The 19967-nt window shown below is 63.5% G+C and carries 14 protein-coding genes; 8 read left to right on the plus strand and 6 right to left on the minus strand.

Annotated features, from left to right (window positions below; all coding sequences use genetic code 11):
- Window positions 1-316 precede the first annotated feature (316 nt).
- From SH412_RS25935 to SH412_RS25945, 3 genes are all read left to right on the plus strand, one after another.
- A complete protein-coding gene (locus SH412_RS25935) occupies window positions 317-742 on the plus strand; it encodes a DUF7919 family protein (protein WP_336520945.1) in 426 nt (141 codons plus the stop codon).
- Window positions 743-926: 184 nt separating this feature from the next.
- Window positions 927-1490 (plus strand): hypothetical protein, encoded by a 564-nt coding sequence (locus SH412_RS25940; RefSeq protein ID WP_336520946.1) that lies wholly within the window; start codon window positions 927-929, stop codon window positions 1488-1490.
- A 372-nt stretch (window positions 1491-1862) separates the two neighbouring features.
- Window positions 1863-2849, plus strand: coding sequence for a phosphoglycerate dehydrogenase (locus SH412_RS25945; RefSeq protein WP_336520947.1), 987 nt, complete (start codon window positions 1863-1865; stop codon window positions 2847-2849).
- A gap of 170 nt (window positions 2850-3019) precedes the next feature.
- Here SH412_RS25945 and SH412_RS25950 read toward each other — a convergent pair whose 3' ends face one another.
- Both SH412_RS25950 and SH412_RS25955 read right to left on the minus strand, forming a co-directional pair.
- The gene (locus SH412_RS25950) at window positions 3020-6619 is read right to left on the minus strand and encodes a cytochrome c biogenesis protein (protein ID WP_336520948.1); all 3600 of its coding nucleotides are present in this window, start codon (window positions 6617-6619) and stop codon (window positions 3020-3022) included.
- A gap of 211 nt (window positions 6620-6830) precedes the next feature.
- On the minus strand, window positions 6831-7961 hold the full coding sequence (locus SH412_RS25955) for a hypothetical protein (RefSeq protein ID WP_336520949.1): 1131 nt from the start codon (window positions 7959-7961) through the stop codon (window positions 6831-6833).
- A 354-nt stretch (window positions 7962-8315) separates the two neighbouring features.
- Here SH412_RS25955 and SH412_RS25960 point away from each other — a divergent pair, with 354 nt between their 5' ends.
- Both SH412_RS25960 and SH412_RS25965 read left to right on the plus strand, forming a co-directional pair.
- Window positions 8316-9278, plus strand: a complete 963-nt coding sequence (locus SH412_RS25960) for a sugar phosphate isomerase/epimerase family protein (protein ID WP_336520950.1) — start codon at window positions 8316-8318, stop codon at window positions 9276-9278.
- A 98-nt stretch (window positions 9279-9376) separates the two neighbouring features.
- A complete protein-coding gene (locus tag SH412_RS25965) occupies window positions 9377-9793 on the plus strand; it encodes a DUF5658 family protein (protein ID WP_336520951.1) in 417 nt (138 codons plus the stop codon).
- Window positions 9794-9954: 161 nt separating this feature from the next.
- Here the strand turns inward: SH412_RS25965 and SH412_RS25970 are convergent, their stop codons facing one another.
- The 3 genes from SH412_RS25970 to SH412_RS25980 all read right to left on the minus strand — a co-directional run bounded on the left by SH412_RS25970 (window position 9955) and on the right by SH412_RS25980 (window position 14497).
- Window positions 9955-11115 carry a sialidase family protein gene (locus SH412_RS25970; protein WP_336520952.1) on the minus strand — a complete coding sequence of 387 codons (1161 nt, stop codon included), beginning with the start codon at window positions 11113-11115 and terminating at the stop codon, window positions 9955-9957.
- Between the two features lie 73 nt (window positions 11116-11188).
- The gene (gene gltX, locus SH412_RS25975; protein ID WP_336520953.1) at window positions 11189-12880 is read right to left on the minus strand and encodes a glutamate--tRNA ligase; all 1692 of its coding nucleotides are present in this window, start codon (window positions 12878-12880) and stop codon (window positions 11189-11191) included.
- Between the two features lie 300 nt (window positions 12881-13180).
- Complete coding sequence (locus SH412_RS25980) at window positions 13181-14497, minus strand: 3-keto-disaccharide hydrolase (RefSeq protein WP_336520954.1); 1317 nt, start codon at window positions 14495-14497, stop codon at window positions 13181-13183.
- A gap of 550 nt (window positions 14498-15047) precedes the next feature.
- Here SH412_RS25980 and SH412_RS25985 point away from each other — a divergent pair.
- Window positions 15048-16565 (plus strand): ammonium transporter, encoded by a 1518-nt coding sequence (locus SH412_RS25985; RefSeq protein WP_336520955.1) that lies wholly within the window; start codon window positions 15048-15050, stop codon window positions 16563-16565.
- A gap of 118 nt (window positions 16566-16683) precedes the next feature.
- Here SH412_RS25985 and SH412_RS25990 read toward each other — a convergent pair whose 3' ends face one another.
- The gene (locus SH412_RS25990; protein ID WP_336520956.1) at window positions 16684-17742 is read right to left on the minus strand and encodes a plasmid pRiA4b ORF-3 family protein; all 1059 of its coding nucleotides are present in this window, start codon (window positions 17740-17742) and stop codon (window positions 16684-16686) included.
- A 120-nt stretch (window positions 17743-17862) separates the two neighbouring features.
- Between SH412_RS25990 and SH412_RS25995 the strand changes: the two genes are divergently transcribed.
- A complete protein-coding gene (locus tag SH412_RS25995) occupies window positions 17863-18549 on the plus strand; it encodes a class I SAM-dependent methyltransferase (RefSeq protein WP_336520957.1) in 687 nt (228 codons plus the stop codon).
- A 180-nt stretch (window positions 18550-18729) separates the two neighbouring features.
- Window positions 18730-19923, plus strand: a complete 1194-nt coding sequence (locus SH412_RS26000) for a phosphoglycerate kinase (protein WP_336520958.1) — start codon at window positions 18730-18732, stop codon at window positions 19921-19923.
- The last annotated feature ends 44 nt before the right edge of the window (window positions 19924-19967 follow it).

Here is a 19967-nt window from a genome sequence, read left to right on the forward strand (position 1 = left end):
CCGCGGGGCCGCAAAGATGCCATCCCGCGGTTTTCTTTTGCGCGCTGATTGTCGATCAGCGCGCATGGGGACGAGATCCTGGCCTCACGACCGGGGGGAGGGAAACGACGCTGATTAACTATCAGCGCGCAGGGGCCAGATGCGATCGGGAATGCAAAGGGAGCGACCCGTCAACTTCGAAACACTGTTACCGAGAAGAAACTCCCTGCTAAACTTGCGACTTGCAACGACCAGTTGTCTGTGCGTTACGCCGCAAGCCTTCGGCCTTAGCGAGACACGCAGGAACGTTCTAAAACCGAGTCAGCCGGGCAACTACATGACCTTTTACGCCGACTTGCAGCCGCTCGACTACTTCGGGAAGGAGCACAAATCCGTTCTTCGAGCGATCGGCTGGTTGAGGGGCGGCCAGCCGTTCTCGACGGGTGACGTTGAAGAGTCGTTGTTCGAGCGCCTAAAGGTCCTCACGTCTCGGGCCCTCCAGATAGCCGCGATCCCGGGGATCCATCAGTGCGACCTCTGCCAATTTGATGGCCCCGGAGGCTCGCGGAACCTTCTGATTCCGGGCGACGGCGTGATCTATGCCATGCCAGAGCTGGCAATACACTACATCGCCGCTCATTGGTATCAGCCACCTGAGGAGTTCCAGCGGGCCGTCTTGACCTGCCCCGACACCGACTCGATGGAGTACAAACGCGCGTTACTCGCGAATGGCGGTCGCGGCATGTTCGCAGCACGAGGCTAACATTTGGCGGGTGCGCGCTGATCGTCCATCAGCGCGCGGGATCTCCTCCGTGGAGACCAGACTCGCGAGACAGAACTCAACGCCTCCGGTATATTCCACAGTCGCTCGACGGCGAGTATTCTCGCAACGATCAGCGAAGAATGAGCTTATACGACCAGAGGGCACCGTAAGGATGAATGACCGAATGGATCATGGGATCCCGGCTGCGAACATCGGCGAAACGGACTTGGTTGCGCTCGCCGAGACAGACCCTGAAGCAGCCAGGGAAATCGCGAGACTGGTCAATCTCATGAACCGCGGCGAAGAATCTGATGACGAGTGTCTACGGCTTTGCCGGTTGCTTTTTGACGCTGGTTCTGCGAGAGCGTCTGAGCACCTGTTGCGCCGCAATCTCAGTTTCTACCACGGACACGTTCTTTACATCGAGCTGTTCGGAACGGCAAAGCAGGATGAGTTTGACGCAGCCATCGAGGCCTTCAAGTCGCAGTTCGAAGTCGAGCTAATCCTAGAGGCAGAGAACGATTTTCTCGTTTTGACATTCCACACCGCTGGAAGCCCGCAGCGGTCCGACGCATTTACCCTGCTTTCGAGCCCGTGCACGGTCCAATTCGGCTACATTGAGCAGGACACAATCCAGGCGCACGTGCTCTTGTACGATCCGGATCGGATGGTTCGGAAGGCAGACGAATGCCTGCTGTTGTTCTTTACCGCGGGTGTCTGGGAAGTCGTGAATCCAATCGGCCGATAACCGGTCACCGGATTTGAATTCACCTGCATGACTGCTGTTTGACGCTCACCGCCGCGCGCTGATGGCCAATCAGCGCACGAGGCTCCGATACTCGCTGTCGTCCCGCAGCACCTGCAAGGCGGCCGCAATGGTCGGACGGCCCCGCGGCTGCATCAGCGCAAGATTGAACGGCAGGGCGGCCGACGAACAACGTCGACTTTCCCGGCACAGGATGCATCCGATAACCGCCAGGGCGCAATGTGCGTCGTGCGTTCGGGGCCGGCCCGCCGGGATGCGGAAACCTCGACGACGCATCGGCGGTTCGCTACGCTTGCTGCGCCTTCGGACGTTGCGACGCCGCAGTCTCTCACGCTTTCACCAAGGATTTCCGCCGTGCCCAGGGTGCTTTGTACGTCGTTGAATACCGAAACCGGTCCGCACATTCCGATTCTCGAAGCCGCGGGCTTTGAAATTCTGCATCCGCCGCGGGATCTGAACCTGTACGAGCCGGCGAACCTGCTGAAGGTCGTGCAGAACTGCGAGGCCGTCGTCGCCGGTTCGGAATCCTATCCGCCGCACCTGCTCGAACAGTTGCCGAAGCTGCGGGTCCTCTCCCGAACGGGGGTCGGTTTCGACGCGATCGACGTCCCGACCTGCGACCGGCTGGGGATCGTGGTGGCGACGACGCCGGGCGTCAACCACCATGCCGTCGCCGAGCAGACGTTCGCCTTTCTCTTCGGTCTGGCGCGCGAATTTCCCGTTCGCGACCAGGAAGTCCGCGTCGGCAAGTGGACGCGGCGCGAGACTCCGCGAATCATGGGCTCGACGCTGGGAATCGTGGGACTCGGCCGCATCGGACGGGCCGTCGCCACGCGCGCCCGCGGCGTCGGCCTGAAGGTCGTGGCCTTCGATCCGTTCCCGCCCGTCGAGTTCGCCGAGCAGTGGGACATCCGGATGGTCGGCTTCGAGGATCTCCTCCAGCAATCCGACTACGTCTCGCTGCACCTGCCGGTCAGTTCGGAGACGAAGCAGATCATGAACGCCCGGACGTTCGCGCTGATGAAGCCGGGCTCGGTCTTTATCAACACCGCCCGCGGCGCGCTGGTCGACGAGCCGGCCCTGATCGCCTCGCTGCAGTCGGGACACCTACGAGCGGCCGGTCTGGACGTGTTTGCCGTCGAACCGCTGCCCACCGGGAGCCCGTTCCTGTCGATGAGCAATGTCATGCTCAGCGGCCACATCGCCGGCCTCGATCACGAATCGCAGCGCGACACGCTGACGATGGCCGCCAATACGATTGTCACCCTCTCGCAGGGGGGCTGGCCCGCCCCCTGCATCCGCAACCTGCCGGGCGTCACCGGCTGGAAATGGGAGCGATAACAAGGATCTGGCGCAGCGTCTCGCGCAGATCGAGTCGAAGACTGGAGACTGGGGACGGCCGCTTGGGGCCGTCCCCGGTCCATGCGCGAATTTCTGGGGGCTCGAAGACTCGACCCCAGCCACCCGGCGAATTCACCATCGGTTCCGGAACTGATCTATCGGCCCCGGTCTCAGTCCGCCGACTTCCGGCTCAGCCAGTACTGGCGGGGGATGCTGCCCAGTCCGATGACGGCGAGCTGCGACAGGACAAAGACGCCCAGCCACATCAGCAGGCCCTCGCGGAAGCCGTACGAGTGCAGGCCGACGCCCAGTTCGTTGACGCCGAACCACGACCAGCTCACGGCGATGTTTCCCGCCACCGCCAGCAGCGCCAGCCCCCGATCTTTCACCATGCCGCCCCAGCGGGCGTGCAGGCAGAGGGCGTTCCACAGGACGATGATCAGCGCGCCGTTCTCTTTGGGATCCCAGCCCCAGAAACGGCCCCACGAATCGTCCGCCCACAGTCCCCCCAGCACGGTTCCCACGAAGCTGAAGAAGATCGAGAAGCAGAGCGTGCCGTAGATCATCCGCACGAGATCGCGGGACAATTTGCCGTTCAGCAGCGGCGTGCAGACTCCCAGGCCGACGAACAATACGCCGAGCAGCCCCGCCAGGTACGTGGTCGAGTAGCCGAGCGTAATGCAGACGACGTGGGTCGACAGCCAGAACTGCGTGTCGAGCACCGCCTGCAGCACGGCGAAGGTATCGGTGCCGTCCGAGGCGAGGTGTTCCGCGACGCCCAGGCTCAGGAAGCCGGCGACGGTCGCCACGACGACGCCGAGTCCGTTGCGGAAGATCCGTTCCAGAATCAGCGCCAGCACCGCTCCGCCCCAGCCGATGAAGACCGCGGACGAATACAGGTTCGTGACCGGCGGTCGTCCGGAAATGTAGATCCGGCCCACCAGCGCGTACGTATGCAGCATCAGAATCAGAATCGTCAGCCACACCGCCGCCCGCGTGAAGGTCTTCGGCAGCGTCAGCCAGCCAAAGGCCGCCAGCACGAACGCAAACACATACAGCCAGCGCGACAGGAAGAACGGGGCAAAGCGATTGAACGACGCCTCGAACTCGGACTTCGGCAGATCCAGCCCCGGGTACTCCCCGGCCTTCAGATAGGCCATGTAGTCGTCGATCGCCGCGTTGAACGACTTGGCGTCCTTCTCGCGATACGCCGCGAGGATCGCCTCGAACTTTTCGTACGCGGGGTTCCGCGACTCGCTCTTGAACTGGCTCTTGATGATGTCCTTCACCGCCGCGTTGGCGTACGTCTCCCACTCGGCGGAATCCAGCGGGGATCGCTCGCCTTCCGGCTTCTCCATCGCGGACTTCATCGGCGGAATCGCCAGCGGGGGCGGAGTGCTCCGCTTCAGCAGCCGCTGCTGCGATTGAATCGCTCCCAGCAGATCCTGGGCGAGATGGTCGGCGTCCGTCCGGATCGGCGGCATCGTGAACGACTGGAACAGCAGATCCAGAATCCCCAACTTCCGCTCCAGCTCCAGGATCTTCCGTTCCTTCACCGACAACTGTTCCGCCGGCTTCGCACGGGCAGCCTCGGCCTCCTCGGTCAGCTCCTTCAGCTTCGGCAGGAACTCGGTCGGTGAGTATCGGAAGTGCTCGCGCGGCTCCAGCCCCAGCAATTGCTGGACTTCGAGATTGGGTATCTGAAACGTCCGATGGTCCAGGACGGCTTCGCGGTCGGTCAGCAGATCCATCAGCCAGCGAATCGCCGGCTGCGTTTTGTCGTTGGCGTCCTTGAACGTCTCTCGCGACGACGTCGCCAGCAGGCTGTGACGCGCCAGCGTGTCGAGCGGCTTCGCCCGTCCCTGCGAGATCACCGGAATCTCGCCGAACCGGCTCAAGTCGAGCTGATCGTCCTTCGGCTTACGGGGCGTCAGACCGACGGCGATGACCGCCAGGCCGATCGCCAGCGCGACCGCCGGGATGCCATAGGCAATCCAGACCGGCGCCTCGGCCGTTTCGATAACCGGCTCAACTGCCTTGGGCCGGGCCACCCCTTCGGGCAGATTCTTTGCGACGGAAACTTCGATCGGCGCTCCCGGCGCGCGCTCCGCCCGGTTCAGGAACCGCATCAGCGTAATCGCGAAGTGGGCCAGCATCCCCAGGGCCACGATCATGCAGCTCACATAGGGAATCATCCAGCTCGTGTTCGAAACCACCTGCAGTGTCGTCTGCTCGACCCCGGTCGAAGCGTCTTTGAAGTAGCCGCTCTGGTAGAACGTCTCACCTGCGAACCGCAGCGGATTGTTCATCCAGATGTGAACCGGGCGATCGACATGCCGGTCGGGATCGACAAGCTGCACGTCGGAGGAGTAGTTCCGCGGCGTATCGGTCCCCACGTAGTCGTCCTTCCGAACATCGACCAGCTTGACCGAATACGGCTTGTACATCCGCTTGAACCGCAGTGAGATCTCGTACGGCTTGCCGTCGACTTCGACCGTGTCGGCCGCCCCGCTGCTGGAAAACAGAATGCCGACCAGATACGTCCCGATCGGCGTGTCGCCCGTCTTCGGCAACAACGTCACATAGGCCGCGGACATGTCGACCTTGGAATCCGTGTCGACACCGGTGCCGGCCTTCACCGGATCGGCGATCCATTCTTTGCCCAGCCCTGCGGTAGCCGGGTTCTTCTCGTCCGCCGGCCGGGCGCGACGCACGTCCGAGTTCTGCAGAAACTGATCGACCTGCACCCGGAACGGAAGACTCTCGTCGTTGATCGGCTGCTTCGAGTCCGCCGCCGCGGCGAGGACGTTTCTCGGAATGACCGTCACGCGATCCTTCTGCGAATCGGACGGATCGACGACGGCCAGCTCGACCGTGCGGATATCCTGCACGTAGTTGACGACTTCGCCTTCTTTGAGGTGCATCTGGCCTTCGACGGCGGACATGCCGACCAGCAGTTCGCCGAACATCATCAGGCCGACGCCGCCGTGCAGCAGCACGACTCCTGCGCGCTTGCGGAATACGAGAATGCAGCCGGCGAGGAGCGCCGCCGCCGCCGCGCCGCTCTTGGTGAGCTGCCACAGAATCCGCATCGAGGCGTCCCCCGGCTGATTCAGCAGCCCGGCGTAGAACATCGCAGCGATCCCGGTCCCCAGGACGACCGTGGCGCCCGCCAGCAGCCAGCGGGTTGTCTTGCGCGACGGCTCCGTCATAAACCAGCCCGCCGCCGCCCCGAACAGCCCGCAGAACAGACTCGCCTGAAACACGATCCAGACGACGCGATACGACAGCCAGTGATCTTCCTGGACGCCATCCTTGTTGAAACCGCTCTGGATGACGGCATACGTCAGCACCATCCCCGCCAGCAGCACGATCAGCCCCGAAACCAGCCGCCCGCCCGAAGCCTGCACGCGGAAGCGGATCAGGTGCGCCGCCAACAGGTTCAACGACATGACCGCGCCGATCAGCCAGCCGCCGGGGAAGTAGAAGCCCCCGGAGATCTTCGGCATGCCGGGGAAGAACGAGGGCGGGAAGAAGATCTGCAGCGGAATCCAGGCGATCGCCGTCCGGAAATACTCGTTGATGACCTGCCAGATGTCGGCGTCAACCTGCGCCAGCGTACCGGCCAGGATGATGAAGATCGCCGCGGCGAACAGCCCGACCGTCAGCTTCAGCGATGCGATCGGCCGCAGGATCTGCTCGACGACGGGCGGCAGTCCATGATCGGTCCGGTCCACTTCGTCCGGGTCGATTGCCAGCGATGCAGACATCTCAAATCTCCCGATCTTCTCAGCGACGCCCGACGGTCAGGTCGAGGTTTCTCAATCTTCTCTCGTTTCCCTCGTTCCCAGGCTCTGCCTGGGAACGCTCTTCCACCACGCTCTGCGTGGTCATTTCAAATCCACGCCCTTCGCAAAGCCTCTGGGCGTGCCACCCGAAACCATCCGTTCTCTTCGGATTTCGAGTTTCGGATTTCGTGCTTCACTCGAACCGCAACGATTTCGCAAAAGACTCGAAACGCTCGCGTTCGCGCTCCGCCAGCTTCGCATCCCCCTGCAGCTTGATGAACCACGTCAGATCGTCGCGATCGAGCAGAACTCCCAGAATGGTCTGGGTCCGGCCGCCGCTCGGCTCGCCCACCAGGATGCAGTAATCCCCCTTGAGATCGCCGATCTCCAGCGACTGAAGCTGTTCCTTCAGCTCCTTCTCGTCGATCTCCTTCAGGCCGACCTGCATCCGCCAGCGATTCACATTGGCCAGCCGGTCCCCGCCCGCTTCACGCGGCAGATCAATCACCGTCGCCTCGACCTTGCCCAGCTCGTCGTCGGTCACCGTGAACGCGGCCTTCCGCAAGCCACCCACCCGGCCGGGCTGCCAGCCTTCGGGCGTCTCATACTTGATGGCGGGCGCTGCGGGGGCGGCCGCCGTCGGCGGCAGCGATCCCCGACCCATTCCTCCGGCGAACGGCGCCGCTCCCATGCCCCCTCCGCCGGAACTCTCACCCAGCAGATTCACCAGCACGACCGTGCCGGCGGAGGTTTCCAGCTCCTCGGACTCCCGTTTCAGTTCGCCATCGGCGACGGGGCGCAATCCGAGCTGGCCGCGCCAGCGGTTGATGTTCGCCAGCAGCATCTGCGGCAGCTCGCCGGATCCCTGCGACAACATGCTGACGGTCAACTCCAGCGGCGGCGAACCGGTTCCGATCAGCACCGTCGCAAACCGCATCGGGTGCGACTGGTCCGACGACCGCCAGCCCTCCGGCAGCGTCCACGTCGGGGCCTCCGGCGTCGGGAACGTGATCGATTTCAGGAACTCGCGAAAGGCTGGCTCCACCCCGGCCACGGGTTCTGGATCGCCGGTCAATTTGAAGAACCAGAGCTGATCGCCGTGCGGCAGAATCGCCCCCAGCATCCGCGCCGGTTTGGCCGGTTCCGGCGCAACAGCCGCGGCGGCCGTACCGCCCCGTTCCTTCTGCAGCTCGGCGTGCTTCAGCACTTCATAATGAGCGATCCCATCCGTGGGTCGGCAGCCGCTCGAAACCGCCGACAGGCCAGCCGTAGCGATCGCCACCAGGGAAAAACGGCACACGGACCAGCGGGGATGCATCCACATGGGGCGGGATCACCTGGAAGTCGAGGAAGGCCAATCTCAGCCGGCAGGCCGCACCAGCGTGCGGGGAGTCAGGCGGGAAAGCCACACCACGCCCGGACATCGACCCTGCGTAACCTGTTGCAGCAACAGGCATTGCTGAGCGTCGCGACTCGACGGCAATGCGGCTCCTGAAGGATTATAGTCGCCGTCCGACGCGAAAGTACACACGCATCTGACTCGGTCCATCAGAAGTCGTACACCGGGCCGCTCGTCTGCGCCGGCTCAAACTCGTCGCACCGCCCCTTGTCCCGCAGAGCCGGGTCTGCCCAGAATATCCTCCTCGCCGGTTTCCAACCTCGCCACCAGGAAATGCCGATGTCATTCCCCGCTCAACCTCCTACCCCCGCCACTTCCCTCAATCGACGTCAGTGGTTCGGAGCCGCATTCGCCGGCGCGTCGGCGGTCACACTCGCCGGGACCTCGCCGCTCCTCGCCGCGACCCCGCCCGTCCGCAACGGCAAGTCGCACATGAAGCTCAGCCTGGCGGCGTACTCCTTCAATCGGATGCTGCTGAAGAACTGGCTCCCCGAGCAGATCACCGGCGCCAAGTTCACGCTGGAGCAGTTCATCGACTTCTGCGCCGAGCAGCAGCTCGACGGGACCGAGCTGACCTCGTATTACTTCCCCAAAGATCCGAACGACGACTATCTGGTCAGCCTGAAGGAACGGACCTTCCGCCTTGGGCTCGATGTCTCCGGCACCGCGATCGGCAATGACTTCTGCGTCGCCGCCGCCGACGCCCGCAAGAAACAGCTCGACGACTGCCGGGCCTGGATCGATCGCGCCGCCGTCCTCGGAGCGCCCGTCATCCGGATCTTCGCCGGCAACGTCCCCAAGGGGGACTCCGAAGACGCCGCCCGCGAACGCTGCATCGACGGCATCAACCAGGCCCTCGACCACGCCGCCAAACGAGGCGTCTTCCTGGCCCTCGAAAACCACGGCGGAATCACCGCGACGCCGGAGCAGCTCCTGAAAATCGTTGCCGGCGTCAAATCCTCGCCGTGGTTCGGGATCAACTTCGACGGCGGGAACTTCCACACCGACGATCCCTATCGCGACCTCGAAAAGATCGCCCCCTACGCGATCAACGCACAGGTCAAGGTCGAGGTCATGCCCAACAACGGCCCCAAGCAGCCGGCCGACCTCGCCCGCATGGTCAAAATCCTCCGCGACGCCAACTACCGCGGCTACGTCGTCCTGGAGTACGAAGCCGCCGAAGACCCGTTCGTCGCGGTGCCGAAGCACCTTCAACAGCTCAGAGAGCTGATTCACGCCTGACCGAAGAAACTCCAAACACCAAACACCAAATCACAGAACGGACGTCACAATGCGATTCCGGTTTGTGATTTGGTGTTTGTGATTTGGAACTTCCCCCCATGCCTTCCCGCAAACCACCCCCCGCCTCCGTCTGGCAGGACGTCAAGCGTCTGGCGGGGGCGTTGCGTCACGAGCACGAGATCTCGCTGTTCATCCTGGTCAGCCTGTTCGACATCCTGATGACCTGGATCCTGCTCTCCCGGCCGAAAGACTCAGGGGGAGTCTACTTCAACGAGTCCAACCCCGTCGCGCAGTTCTTCCTGCATCACTGGGGTCTGAAGGGGATGATCTACTTCAAGTTCTTCATGGTCGGCTTCGTCTGCGCGATCGCCGAAATCGTGGCCCACTACCGCCCCAGGACGGGAAAGTTCATCCTGCAGCTCGGCATCGCTGTGGTCTCGGTCGTCGTGATCTACAGCCTTACACTGCTGCTCCGCGCCGAACAAGGCGGCGGTGCGATGCCTGTTCTCGACTGAGACGCTGGGTGGTCGGCGACATGAATTCCCACGCCCATCGCAGAGCCTCTGGGCGTGCCACCCGGCACGCGCCGGCCGGCGGGAGCCGGCCCTACGGTCTTCTCAACCCTCAACCCTCAACCCTCAACCCTCAACCCTCAACCCTCAACGATCAACGATTCTCACCCCAGCCGCCAGCGGGCCTGACGCAACTGGGCCAGCGGCGAATCTTTCAGCTTCTCGTACCAGACCGTCACCAGCGTGCCGTCGTCGCACTCGACCGTGGACGGATACCCCAGGTCGCCGCCGGCGCCATCGTCCGACAGCGTGACCGGCTCGCCCCACGTCTTCCCATGGTCTTCGCTGAGTCGCGCCTGATTGCCGAACGGCTTCCGTCGATAGCCGTAGCTCATCAGCAGCCGGCCGTCCCGCAGCCGGAGCAGATGTGACGGCAACCCCCACACGCCGATCGCGTGCGGCGTCGACCACGTCTTGCCGCCGTCGCTCGACTCGCTCTGCAGCGTTTCCTGGGCGTTCGGCTTGTTGTGATTGCGGATGTGGCAGATCAGCGTCCCGTCCGCCGCCTCGACCGCGTGCAGCTCATGATACTGCAGCGGATCGTCCCCCGGCCGGGTCGGCATGTCCGCAATCCAGTCCCACGAGACGCCGTCATCCTTCGACAGGCAGACGCCGACCTTCCGCTCGGGCGTCCACAACGCCACCCCCGGATACAGCACGTCGCCGTTCGTCAGCGCCACCGGCCCGTGCGGGCTGTCGACCGGGACGCGATAGCGGGCCGACCAGTTCACGCCGCCGTCCGTCGAACGGAGCATCCAGCAGCCCAGTTCCTGCTGCCGCTGCTCGGCCGTCAGCCGACCGTGCACCGCCTGCCACTCCGCCAGCAGGTGCGGATCCCACGCTCCCGGCTGACCGGCGGGAATCTTCTCCGCCTTCTCCAGAATCGGCTGATAGGCCAGCGACGTGAACGTCGTCATCAGCAGCGAGCCCTGCGCCGTCTCGACGACCCCAGCATCGCGGTCGTCGATTGGTCCGTCATAGATCACCTGCGGCCAGCCCCAGGTCAGACCGTTGTCTTTCGACCGCATCAGCTCCAGTCGACCGAACGGACAGACGTGCGTTTCCCGTCCGCCGGAGAACGCCAGCAGCAACTCGCCATTCTTCCGCCGGGCCAGCGTCGGCCAGCCGTGATAGAGCGGCGGCTTCCAACTGATGATCCGGCGGTCCTCGATCGTCGCCGCGGCGTAGGCTCCCCGCCCCCAGAGTCCTGCCGCCAGTCCCGCACCCGCCAGCTTGAGCCAGTCCCGCCGATGATGTTGCCGCATGTGTCGTCTCCCGGGATGTCAGTCGTACCCGCTTTCAATCAATTTGCACTCATCACGACTCAATCATCACTTTTCACGTTCCAGATTGGCCACCATCCGGTTGTTTCGCCGACTCAGCGTCGGCCGCCCCGGCCGCCGCCACTTTCTCCAGCACCACGTCAATCCGCCGCAGACACCGCTCCCGGCCGATCAGGCTCAGCGCCTCGAACAGTCCGATCCCCACCGTCCGCCCGGTCGTCGCCAGCCGCAGCGGGTGGATGATCTGGCCGATCTTGATCCCCTGCTTCTCGACAAACCGGTGCACGAGGTGATCCAGATCCGCCGTCGCAAACGACTCGCAACTCGCCAGCTCGACCCGGATCCCCTGCAGCAGCCCGGTTGACTCCGGCGCCGTGACCAGTTTCTGCCGGAATCCTTTTTCCTCCACGGGGAGCGCCTCGTCGGCGAAGAAGAACTCGGTGTAGTCCAGGATGTCGCTGAAGATCTTCAGCCGGTCCCCGATCGCCGTGACGATCTGCGCGAGGTACGCGCGCGTCTCGGCAGGAACGACGGCCGGTTGTGGAACCTCTTCGGCGGGAACTGGCGAGGCGATGGTCACTGGCCGGAGAACTCCATCGGTCGGCAGCAGCCCGGCCTGCATCAGGAACGGGACGCAGCCGTCGACCTTTTCGTCGAGCGACAACTGCCCCATCCAGTGAGTCTGGTAGCTGATGAGCTTGTCGATGTCGAGCGCCGCCGGCTTCTTGACGATCCGGTCGAGCGTGAAGTTTTCGACGACCGACTGCAGCGACATCAGCTCGGTCTTGTCGTCGAGCGACCAGCCCAGCCGGGACAGCGCGTTGAGCACCCCGGCGGGCAGATACCCCAGTCGCTCATAGTATTCGACCATCACCGGGTTGAGCGTCGTCGAGTCCCCCAGCCCGAGCCGTGGAAAGACCTCGTCGGCCCGGTCAAACATTTTCTTGAGCTGCGGGCTGGTGCGCAGCTTCTCCAGATCCCGCTTGCTGAGCTTCTTCGTCGAGCCCGGTGCGGTGATAAACGGAATGTGCGCGAAGACGGGCAGGGGGTTGCCGAGCGCCTCGTGCATCAGCGCCTGCACCGCCGTGTTCGTCAGATGCTCCTCCGCCCGGATGACGTGCGTGATCTCCATGCTTGCGTCATCGACGACCGTCGCGAAGTTGTAGAGGACCGAGCCGTTGCTGCGCATGATGATCGGGTCGGCGATCAGCGCGCAGTCCCACTCGACGTGCCCGCGGACGGCGTCGTCGATCGCGACCCGGGTCTCTCGCGGGATCAGAAACCGCACAACGTACGGTCGGCCCTCGGCCTCGAACTGAGCCCGCTCCGCCTCCGTGAGATCCAGCGACCGGCGAATGTTGACGAACGTCTCTTTGCGCTTCTCTGCGGCGGTCCGGTCCGCGGCGATCTGCTCGGGAGTGTCGAAGTCCTTGAACGCCTTTCCGGTCGCCAGCAGCTTGTTGACCTCGGCCTGGTACAGGTCGGTGCGCTGCGACTGGTAATAAGGCCCGAACTCGCCGCCGACGTCCGGACCTTCGTCCCAGTCGAGTCCCAGCCAGCGGAAGGCGCGAAAGATCGGCCCCAGCGCACTCTCGACGTTCCGTCCCTGGTCGGTGTCGTCAATCCTCAGAATGAACGTGCCGTTGTTGTGGCGCGCCCAGAGCCAGCAGAACAACGCCGTGCGCATGCCGCCGATGTGCATGTAGCCGGTGGGACTCGGAGCGAATCGCGTGCGAACCTGAGACATGGAGCCGGATTTCCTGCGAACGAGCGGTCAATCAGAGAAGACATGATACGCGGGGACGGCGCGGGTGACGAGAGACCCGGCGAAGAGGATGAAAGTGAAAAGTGAGTATTGAGTAGTGATGAGTGCAAAGTGCCGGACTGCCTGGCGCTCCGGCCGTCTTACAACTTTGCACTTTTCAGTACCCACTACTCGCTTTTCACTCTCGGGGTCTGCTCCCTGTCGATGTTTCGGATCTGGAAAACAAAACAGGGCGGGAAGATTCCCGCCCTGCCGAAGCATCAATTCATCGGACCGCCGAATTTACTCGGTCAGCACCTTGATCTGGATGTTGCGGAACTCGACCGGGTCCGAGTGGCCCGCGAATCCGAAGTAACCCTTCGTCAGTTCCTTCCCCGGGTGCGCGCTGTTGGCCATGTACTCGGTGATCGTCGACAGGTCGGTATCGAGGATCACGTTGCCGTTGAGTTCGACCTTGATCGTCGAGCCCTTGACCGTCACTTCCTGGAAGTTCCACTCCCCCGCCTTGCGGAGGAAGCCGCGGGCGGCGGGCGCCATGCCGTACGCCGAGCCGTGGTACTGGCGGGCGTCGAGCTTCGCGTACTTCTCGGATTCGTTGTCGAGCACCTGCAGCTCGGTCATGCCGGCGTAGGCGGGATTTCCCTCGCCCGGATAGCGGATCGCCAGGCCGTTGTTGCCGCCGGGCGGCACCTTGAATTCCACGCGGGCGACGAAATCGCCGTACTCGTCGGCGGTGTGGAGCACGCCCCCTTTGCCCGGCTTGCAGCGGATGGCGCCGTCGACGACTTCATATTCGTCGACCTTTCCCGCCCAGCCCGTCAGATCCTTCCCGTTGAAAATCGACTTGAACCCTTCGCTTCCCCTGGCCGCCAGCAGCTTGTTCGCTTCGGCGGCGGAGAGCTCGCGGACATAAATATTCTTCCAGCGAATCTCGCCGCCGTGAGTCTGGAGCTGAATCGGTCCCTGCGGGAACAGCGGCGCCTTGCGGTCCCAGTAATTTTCCAGCAGCGCGTTATCGACGACCAGCTTGTCGTTGTAGACCACCGTCGTGCGGGCGCCGACCTGCGTGATCTTGAAACTGTTCCACTCGCCGAACGGCTTGTCGGCCTTCACCAGCGGATCTTTGCCGGCCGCGCCGGGCGAGTTGTTCCAGAGCCCCCCCGAACCCTTGTCGGCGCCCAGATTGAACTTGGACGGGTCGGTCGAGTCCCAGATCTGCACCTGGGGCGAGGCCTTCAGGTAGATGCCGCTGTCCGCCTTGGCAACCGTCTTATAGTCAATCCAGAACTCGTAGTCCCGGTAGTCCTTCAGCGTGGTGGCATAGGGGCCGAAGCCGTCGTTGACCAGATCACCGTTCTGCACGGTCCAGTGGGCTTCGAACTCCTTCTGATTCGCTTCGCGCTTGGCCGCCTGCTCCTCGGGAGTCATCGCCCACAGCTTGCGAGGATCGAAGTGTTCCAGGCCATACCAGCCGGTCAGGTCTTTGCCATTGAAGATCGCGGTGAATCCCTCGGGAGGGACGTTATCGGCGGCGTTCAGATTTGCCGCGGCGCACACCAGCAGCGCACAGACCGCCCAGGACAGTCGTTGGACCAGCACAGACACTCTCCTTCGCAGAAACCCCGGAGCCGGCGGGCAGGTCGCCGCCGCACCCATCAAGTTTGGTTGAAACGAAGCATATCCAGCGACAGACCGGCTTGCCAGACTCCCGCCGCGGGACGGCCGACCGGATCGGGAGCCAGACGCCTGATGTCGACGACTCGCGGCCTGTTGCGCGCGTTTTGAGCGGGATGCCGTGATTCAGGCAATTGCCAGCCCGGAGAGAGGGCATAAGTGCTGAGAGGGCGCGCAAGCGACTCTCGGATTCTGCCCAACTTCCGCGCACTCGCCACATCTTCGCGATTCCTAAAGCCTTTCCCCTGCAACCGTTAGCAACTGATTTCCGGCTTCGCCCTGTTTGTGGGCACACCAGTTGCGTCAGGGACCCTGCGCTGCGGGAAGCGAGTCCGCAGTGGGAATTGCGTCAGGCGCAAGGCGGCCGCATCGGATGGGGTCCCTCTCACGATCGTTCAGGGAAACATTTCAGGTCGTCCTTAGAGGACGCGGACACATGCGGCGGAAAGCCTTTATCAGGGGAAAGGACTAGCGAATGTTGCGATTGCTCGGGCTCTCTTCAATGGCGGGGCTCCTGCTCTGCTGGTGTCTCACTGCAGCACCACTGATGGCGCAGGACGCCGCGCCGGTCGATCCTGCCGCGGCCGCACCGGCCGGTGAAACAACGCCGGCCGAGGAGAAGCCCGCCGAAGCGGCGGCGCCCGTCGATCCCGTCGAGGCATTGACCGCAAAGCTCGGTACGCTGACTGTCGCCGTGGACTGCGTCTGGGTCCTGCTCGCAGCGATGATCGTCTTCTTCATGAATCTCGGCTTCGGCTGCGTCGAGTCGGGGATGTGCCGGGCCAAGAACTGCGTCAACATCGTGTCGAAGAACTTCATCGTCTTCGCCGTGTCGACCGTGGGCTTCTGGATCCTCGGCTGGGGCCTGATGTTCGGCAACGGCGACGACTGGATCGGCAAGAGCGGACTCTGGCTCGTCAGCGGAACCGACAACAGCCCCGCCACCCTCGCCGACTACACCGGCGACTACGGCGCCATCAACTGGACCGGCGTGCCGTTGTGGGCCAAGTTCTTCTTCCAGCTCGTGTTCTGCGGAACGGCGGCGACCATCGTGTCGGGCGCCGTCGCCGAACGCATCAAGTATCTCTCCTTCATTATCTTCTCGCTGTTCCTGACCATGCTGATCTACCCGGTCGTCGGTCACTGGATCTGGGGCGGCGGCTACCTGCAGATGAAGTGGGGCTTCGTCGACTTCGCGGGCTCGACTCAAGTTCATAGCGTCGGCGGCTGGGCGGCTCTTGCGGGGATCATCGTCCTTGGCCCCCGCATCGGTAAGTTCGGACCTGACGGTAAGGTCAATGCGATCCCCGGCCACAGCATGTCGCTGGCCTTCATCGGCTGCCTCGTCCTGTGGTTCGGCTGGTTCGGCTTCAACCCCGGCAGCACCATGGGCGTCTCCGGCGACGGCGGCGCCGTCGCCGCGGAAGTTGCCGTGACCACGAACACCGCGGCCGCGTTCGCCACGCTGACTGCCACGCTGACTGCGTGGCTGCTCCTTGGAAAACCGGATGTCGGCATGACCCTCAACGGCTGCCTGGCGGGTCTCGTCGCCATCACTGCCGGCTGCGCCTTCTTCACCGTTGAAGCCTCAGCGCTCGTCGGCTCAATCGCGGGCGTCCTCGTAGTGCTCTCCGTGATGATGTTCGACCGCATCAAGATCGACGATCCTGTCGGCGCGACGTCGGTGCATCTCGTCAACGGCGTGTTTGGCACGATCTGCGTCGGGCTCTTCAGCCATCCGGACCGGATCGCCCGCAGTGCCAACGCTCTCCATAAGCCCGGCCTGTTCTACGGCGGCGGCATGGACCAGACCATTACTCAGCTTGTCGGAGCCGGGTTCACCGCGGCCTTCGTCTTCACCCTCTCGCTGGGCTTCTGGCTGGTCCTCAAGGCAATCATGGGCATCCGCGTCACCGAGGCCGAGGAGATCGAGGGGCTCGATCACGGCGAACATGGCAACGAGGCCTATCACGGCTTCGTCATCCAGGCCTGAAACCAGCCTCCCCATTTCGCCCCGGCAGGATCGCCGGGGCAGGGAGGAACGAAAAACACGCCGGCCCGGGGATGGATTCCCGAGCCGGCGTGTTTCATTTCCCGGAGCGACAGAACGCTCAATGGAAGGCGTCGTCGTCCGAATCCAACGCGCCGTCCGCCGCGGGCGTATCCCACTGGGCAAAGGTGTTGTTGACGTCGTCGATGTCGAAGACCTCGGGATTCCAATCGCCAAGCCACTCGCGACGCTCCAGCTCGAACTCATCGAGTTTCGCCGCCGGCCGCTTCAAGAGATCGATCGATTCCTCATATCCCGGAATGCCGCCGCAGTCTTCGGGGGGGCAGGCCAGCTTGCCGCTGACGCACTTCGGCGTCGGTCGCTCGTCGTTGACGGGCCACGCCTTCACCAGCGTGATGTCATGCTCCCAACTGTCTCCGAAATCGTAGGTGTAACGGAACTTCTTATATCCCGCCTGCCAGGCCTGACCGATGGCGACGTCCTCCTCGGGCAGCACGTCCGGATCCTGGTCCCACGCCCCCTCGTCTTCTTCGTCCGGCACCGGACCGACGCGATCTTCGCCGACGTCGAATTCGTGCAGGTGGCAGTTCTCCCAGCCCATCGCCACCTGAATACAGTCGTGCAGCTCGCCGAACGACATCTCCGGCAGATGCAGCACGCGTTCGACCGCGGGCCTGGTGTGCTTGAGAGTCACTTTGACTTCGTAACACATCAGCGGCTGGTCGTCGTCGAACGTCATATACCATTCGTCGCCAGTCATCCCGAAGTATGACAGCAGGCCGGCGCGGAACTCCTGCCACTCCGGATGACTGGCGAGCTTGTTGGCAACCTCTTCAATGCCGTTCAGATCAAGCTGGGCCGGGTCGCTGATGCCGATCGACTTCAGCAGCCTGGTCACGATCGCGGGCGGCTGGCGGACATCCTCCGCAGAGAACAGATCCGGAAACTGCAGAGCGTCGCCGATCCGGTCGATCGCCGATCGTTTGGACGGCTTGGCGGCCTTCTTCTTGGCCGTCTTTTTCTGAGTGGCTTTCTTCGTGACCGCTTTCGGCTTGGCCGTTCCGGCGGAGGCCTTCTTCGCCGACGGCTTTCCAGCCGCTTTCTTGACAGCCTTGGCCACCTGCTTGACGGTCTTCTTGACCGATTTTTTCTTCGCCACCGGGACATCTCCTGAGATGCATTTGACCTGCACTGGCCTTCTGATTGTGGTTCCAGAGGCGAAAATCCGCCAGACTGATCTACGGCTTTTCTCCGTCTTTCATTGAGAAGAAACTCACCGATGCTGCCCCGAGTTCTCGAACCCGAAGTCATGGAATCCGCCGAGGAGGCCCAGGACTACGACGCCATGGACCATTCCCAGGTCAACCGCATGTTTGTGGACGACCTGCAGGCGGCAATACAGACGCTAAGTCTTCTTTCTGGCGGCAGTTACCGCGTCTTCGACGCCGGCACGGGCACCGCCCTGATTCCGATCGAACTGGTCGGTCGCGGCGGCTCCCTTTCCGTCGTCGCCGCCGACGCCGCCGACGAAATGCTCCAGCTCGCGCGGCAGAACATCGCTCGCTCGGGGATTTCCCAACAGATCACCACCGCTCTCGTCGACTGCAAGAGGATCGCAGACGCCAATGGCGCTTACGACATCGTCATGTCCAACAGCATCATCCACCACATCCCGGAACCGTTCGCCGTCCTGGCCGAACTGGTCCGGATCCTGCGTCCCGGCGGGCTGCTTTTCATCCGGGATCTCTTTCGTCCGGCGACCGACGGCGAAGTCGAACGGCTGGTCGCCCTCTACGCCGGCGGCTCGAATCCCCATCAGCAGCAGCTCTTCCGGCAGTCTTTCCATGCGGCGTTGACCGTCGACGAAGTCCGGCAACTGGTCGCTCCCCTGGACATTCCCGGCGACGCAGTGCGGGCCACCAGCGACCGCCACTGGACGCTGGCCTGGCAGAAGCCCGAAGCGTGAGCTCCGGCCGTGACCGCCTGCCCGTATCGACGGACTTGGCACCGTTCTACAGGCGGCCTACCATCTAGGAGAATTGACGGTCCTTGACATCAGCAAACTTCGATTTGTGACGGGCGGCACTCCTTCGGGACCGTCGGGTTCCGCCGCCCGTACTCCGGTTACTCGAAAGCACACGCTCCCATGGCCAAGAAGACAATCGCCGACGTCGACGTCAAAGGCAAAGCCGTCCTGATGCGCTGCGACTTCAACGTCCCGCTCGACGATGCGCTGCAGATCACCGACGACCGCCGGATCACCGAAGCGCTGCCGTCGATCAAGTCGGTCCTCGACCGCGGCGGCCGGGTGATCCTGATGAGTCACCTCGGTCGCCCCGAAGGAAAGGATCCCGCCGCCGACGCGAAGTACAGCCTCAAGCCGGTCGCCGACCGTCTGCAGAAGCTGCTCGGCTGCCCGGTCCACTTCGCCAGCGACACCGTCGGCCCGGACGCCCAGGCCAAGGCGAAAGCGGTCAAGGACGGCGAAGTCCTGCTGCTGGAAAACGTTCGCTTCAACAAGGGCGAGAAGAAGGGGGACCCGGACTACGCCGCAGTGCTGGCTTCGTTCGGCGATGTCTACTGCAACGACGCGTTCGGCACCTGCCACCGGACTGAGGGGAGCATGGTCGCCGTCCCGAATGCGATGACCGGCAAGCCCAAGGTCTGCGGGTTCCTGGTCGAGAAGGAAATCAAGTTCCTCTCCGAAGCGATTGCCAATCCCGGCCGGCCGTTCGTGGCGATTGTCGGCGGGGCCAAGGTCTCCGATAAGATCAACGTCATCCAGAACCTGCTCAACATTTGCGATAAGGTTCTCATCGGGGGTGCGATGGCCTACACCTTCGTCCTCGCCCAGGGAGGCAAGACGGGCAAGAGCCGGGTCGAGCCGGACAAGGTTGACCTGGCGAAGGAACTGATGGCGAGCGGAGCCGGCAAACTGGAGTTGCCCGTCGATACCCACTGCGGCGACGCTTTCAGCCCCGACTGCAACAAGGTCGTCGTCAAAGCGGGGCAGATTCCCGACACGTTCGAAGGCCTGGACATCGGCCCGGAGACGCAGAAGAAGTATGCCGAGATCGTGAAGTCGGCGAAGACGGTTGTCTGGAACGGCCCGATGGGGGTGTTCGAGATGCCGCCGTTCGACGCCGGGACGCGGGCGGTGGCGAACGCGATCGTCGAAAGCAGTTCCGTCAGCATCATCGGCGGCGGGGACAGCGCGGCGGCGATCCAGGAGTTCGGCCTCGCCGACAAGGTGACGCACGTCAGCACCGGCGGCGGCGCGAGCCTGGAGATGCTGGAAGGGAAGAAGTTCGTCGCGGTCGAGCTGCTCGACGACAAGTAACCCGGCGACAGAGTTCTCGCTCAATCTGCACCCTCCAGTCTCAT

Source organism: Planctellipticum variicoloris (assembly GCF_030622045.1).
GTDB lineage: Bacteria > Planctomycetota > Planctomycetia > Planctomycetales > Planctomycetaceae > Planctellipticum > Planctellipticum variicoloris.

Bases quoted from the DNA above. Each gene is read 5' to 3' on its own strand.
- SH412_RS25935 (WP_336520945.1), top strand. From the start codon at position 317: ATGACCTTTTACGCCGACTTGCAGCCGCTCGACTACTTCGGGAAGGAG.
- SH412_RS25940 (WP_336520946.1), top strand. From the start codon at position 927: ATGGATCATGGGATCCCGGCTGCGAACATCGGCGAAACGGACTTGGTT.
- SH412_RS25950 (WP_336520948.1), bottom strand. From the start codon at position 6,619: ATGTCTGCATCGCTGGCAATCGACCCGGACGAAGTGGACCGGACCGAT.
- SH412_RS25955 (WP_336520949.1), bottom strand. From the start codon at position 7,961: ATGTGGATGCATCCCCGCTGGTCCGTGTGCCGTTTTTCCCTGGTGGCG.
- SH412_RS25960 (WP_336520950.1), top strand. From the start codon at position 8,316: ATGTCATTCCCCGCTCAACCTCCTACCCCCGCCACTTCCCTCAATCGA.
- SH412_RS25965 (WP_336520951.1), top strand. From the start codon at position 9,377: ATGCCTTCCCGCAAACCACCCCCCGCCTCCGTCTGGCAGGACGTCAAG.
- SH412_RS25970 (WP_336520952.1), bottom strand. From the start codon at position 11,115: ATGCGGCAACATCATCGGCGGGACTGGCTCAAGCTGGCGGGTGCGGGA.
- gltX (WP_336520953.1), bottom strand. From the start codon at position 12,880: ATGTCTCAGGTTCGCACGCGATTCGCTCCGAGTCCCACCGGCTACATG.
- SH412_RS25985 (WP_336520955.1), top strand. From the start codon at position 15,048: ATGTTGCGATTGCTCGGGCTCTCTTCAATGGCGGGGCTCCTGCTCTGC.
- SH412_RS25995 (WP_336520957.1), top strand. From the start codon at position 17,863: ATGCTGCCCCGAGTTCTCGAACCCGAAGTCATGGAATCCGCCGAGGAG.
- SH412_RS26000 (WP_336520958.1), top strand. From the start codon at position 18,730: ATGGCCAAGAAGACAATCGCCGACGTCGACGTCAAAGGCAAAGCCGTC.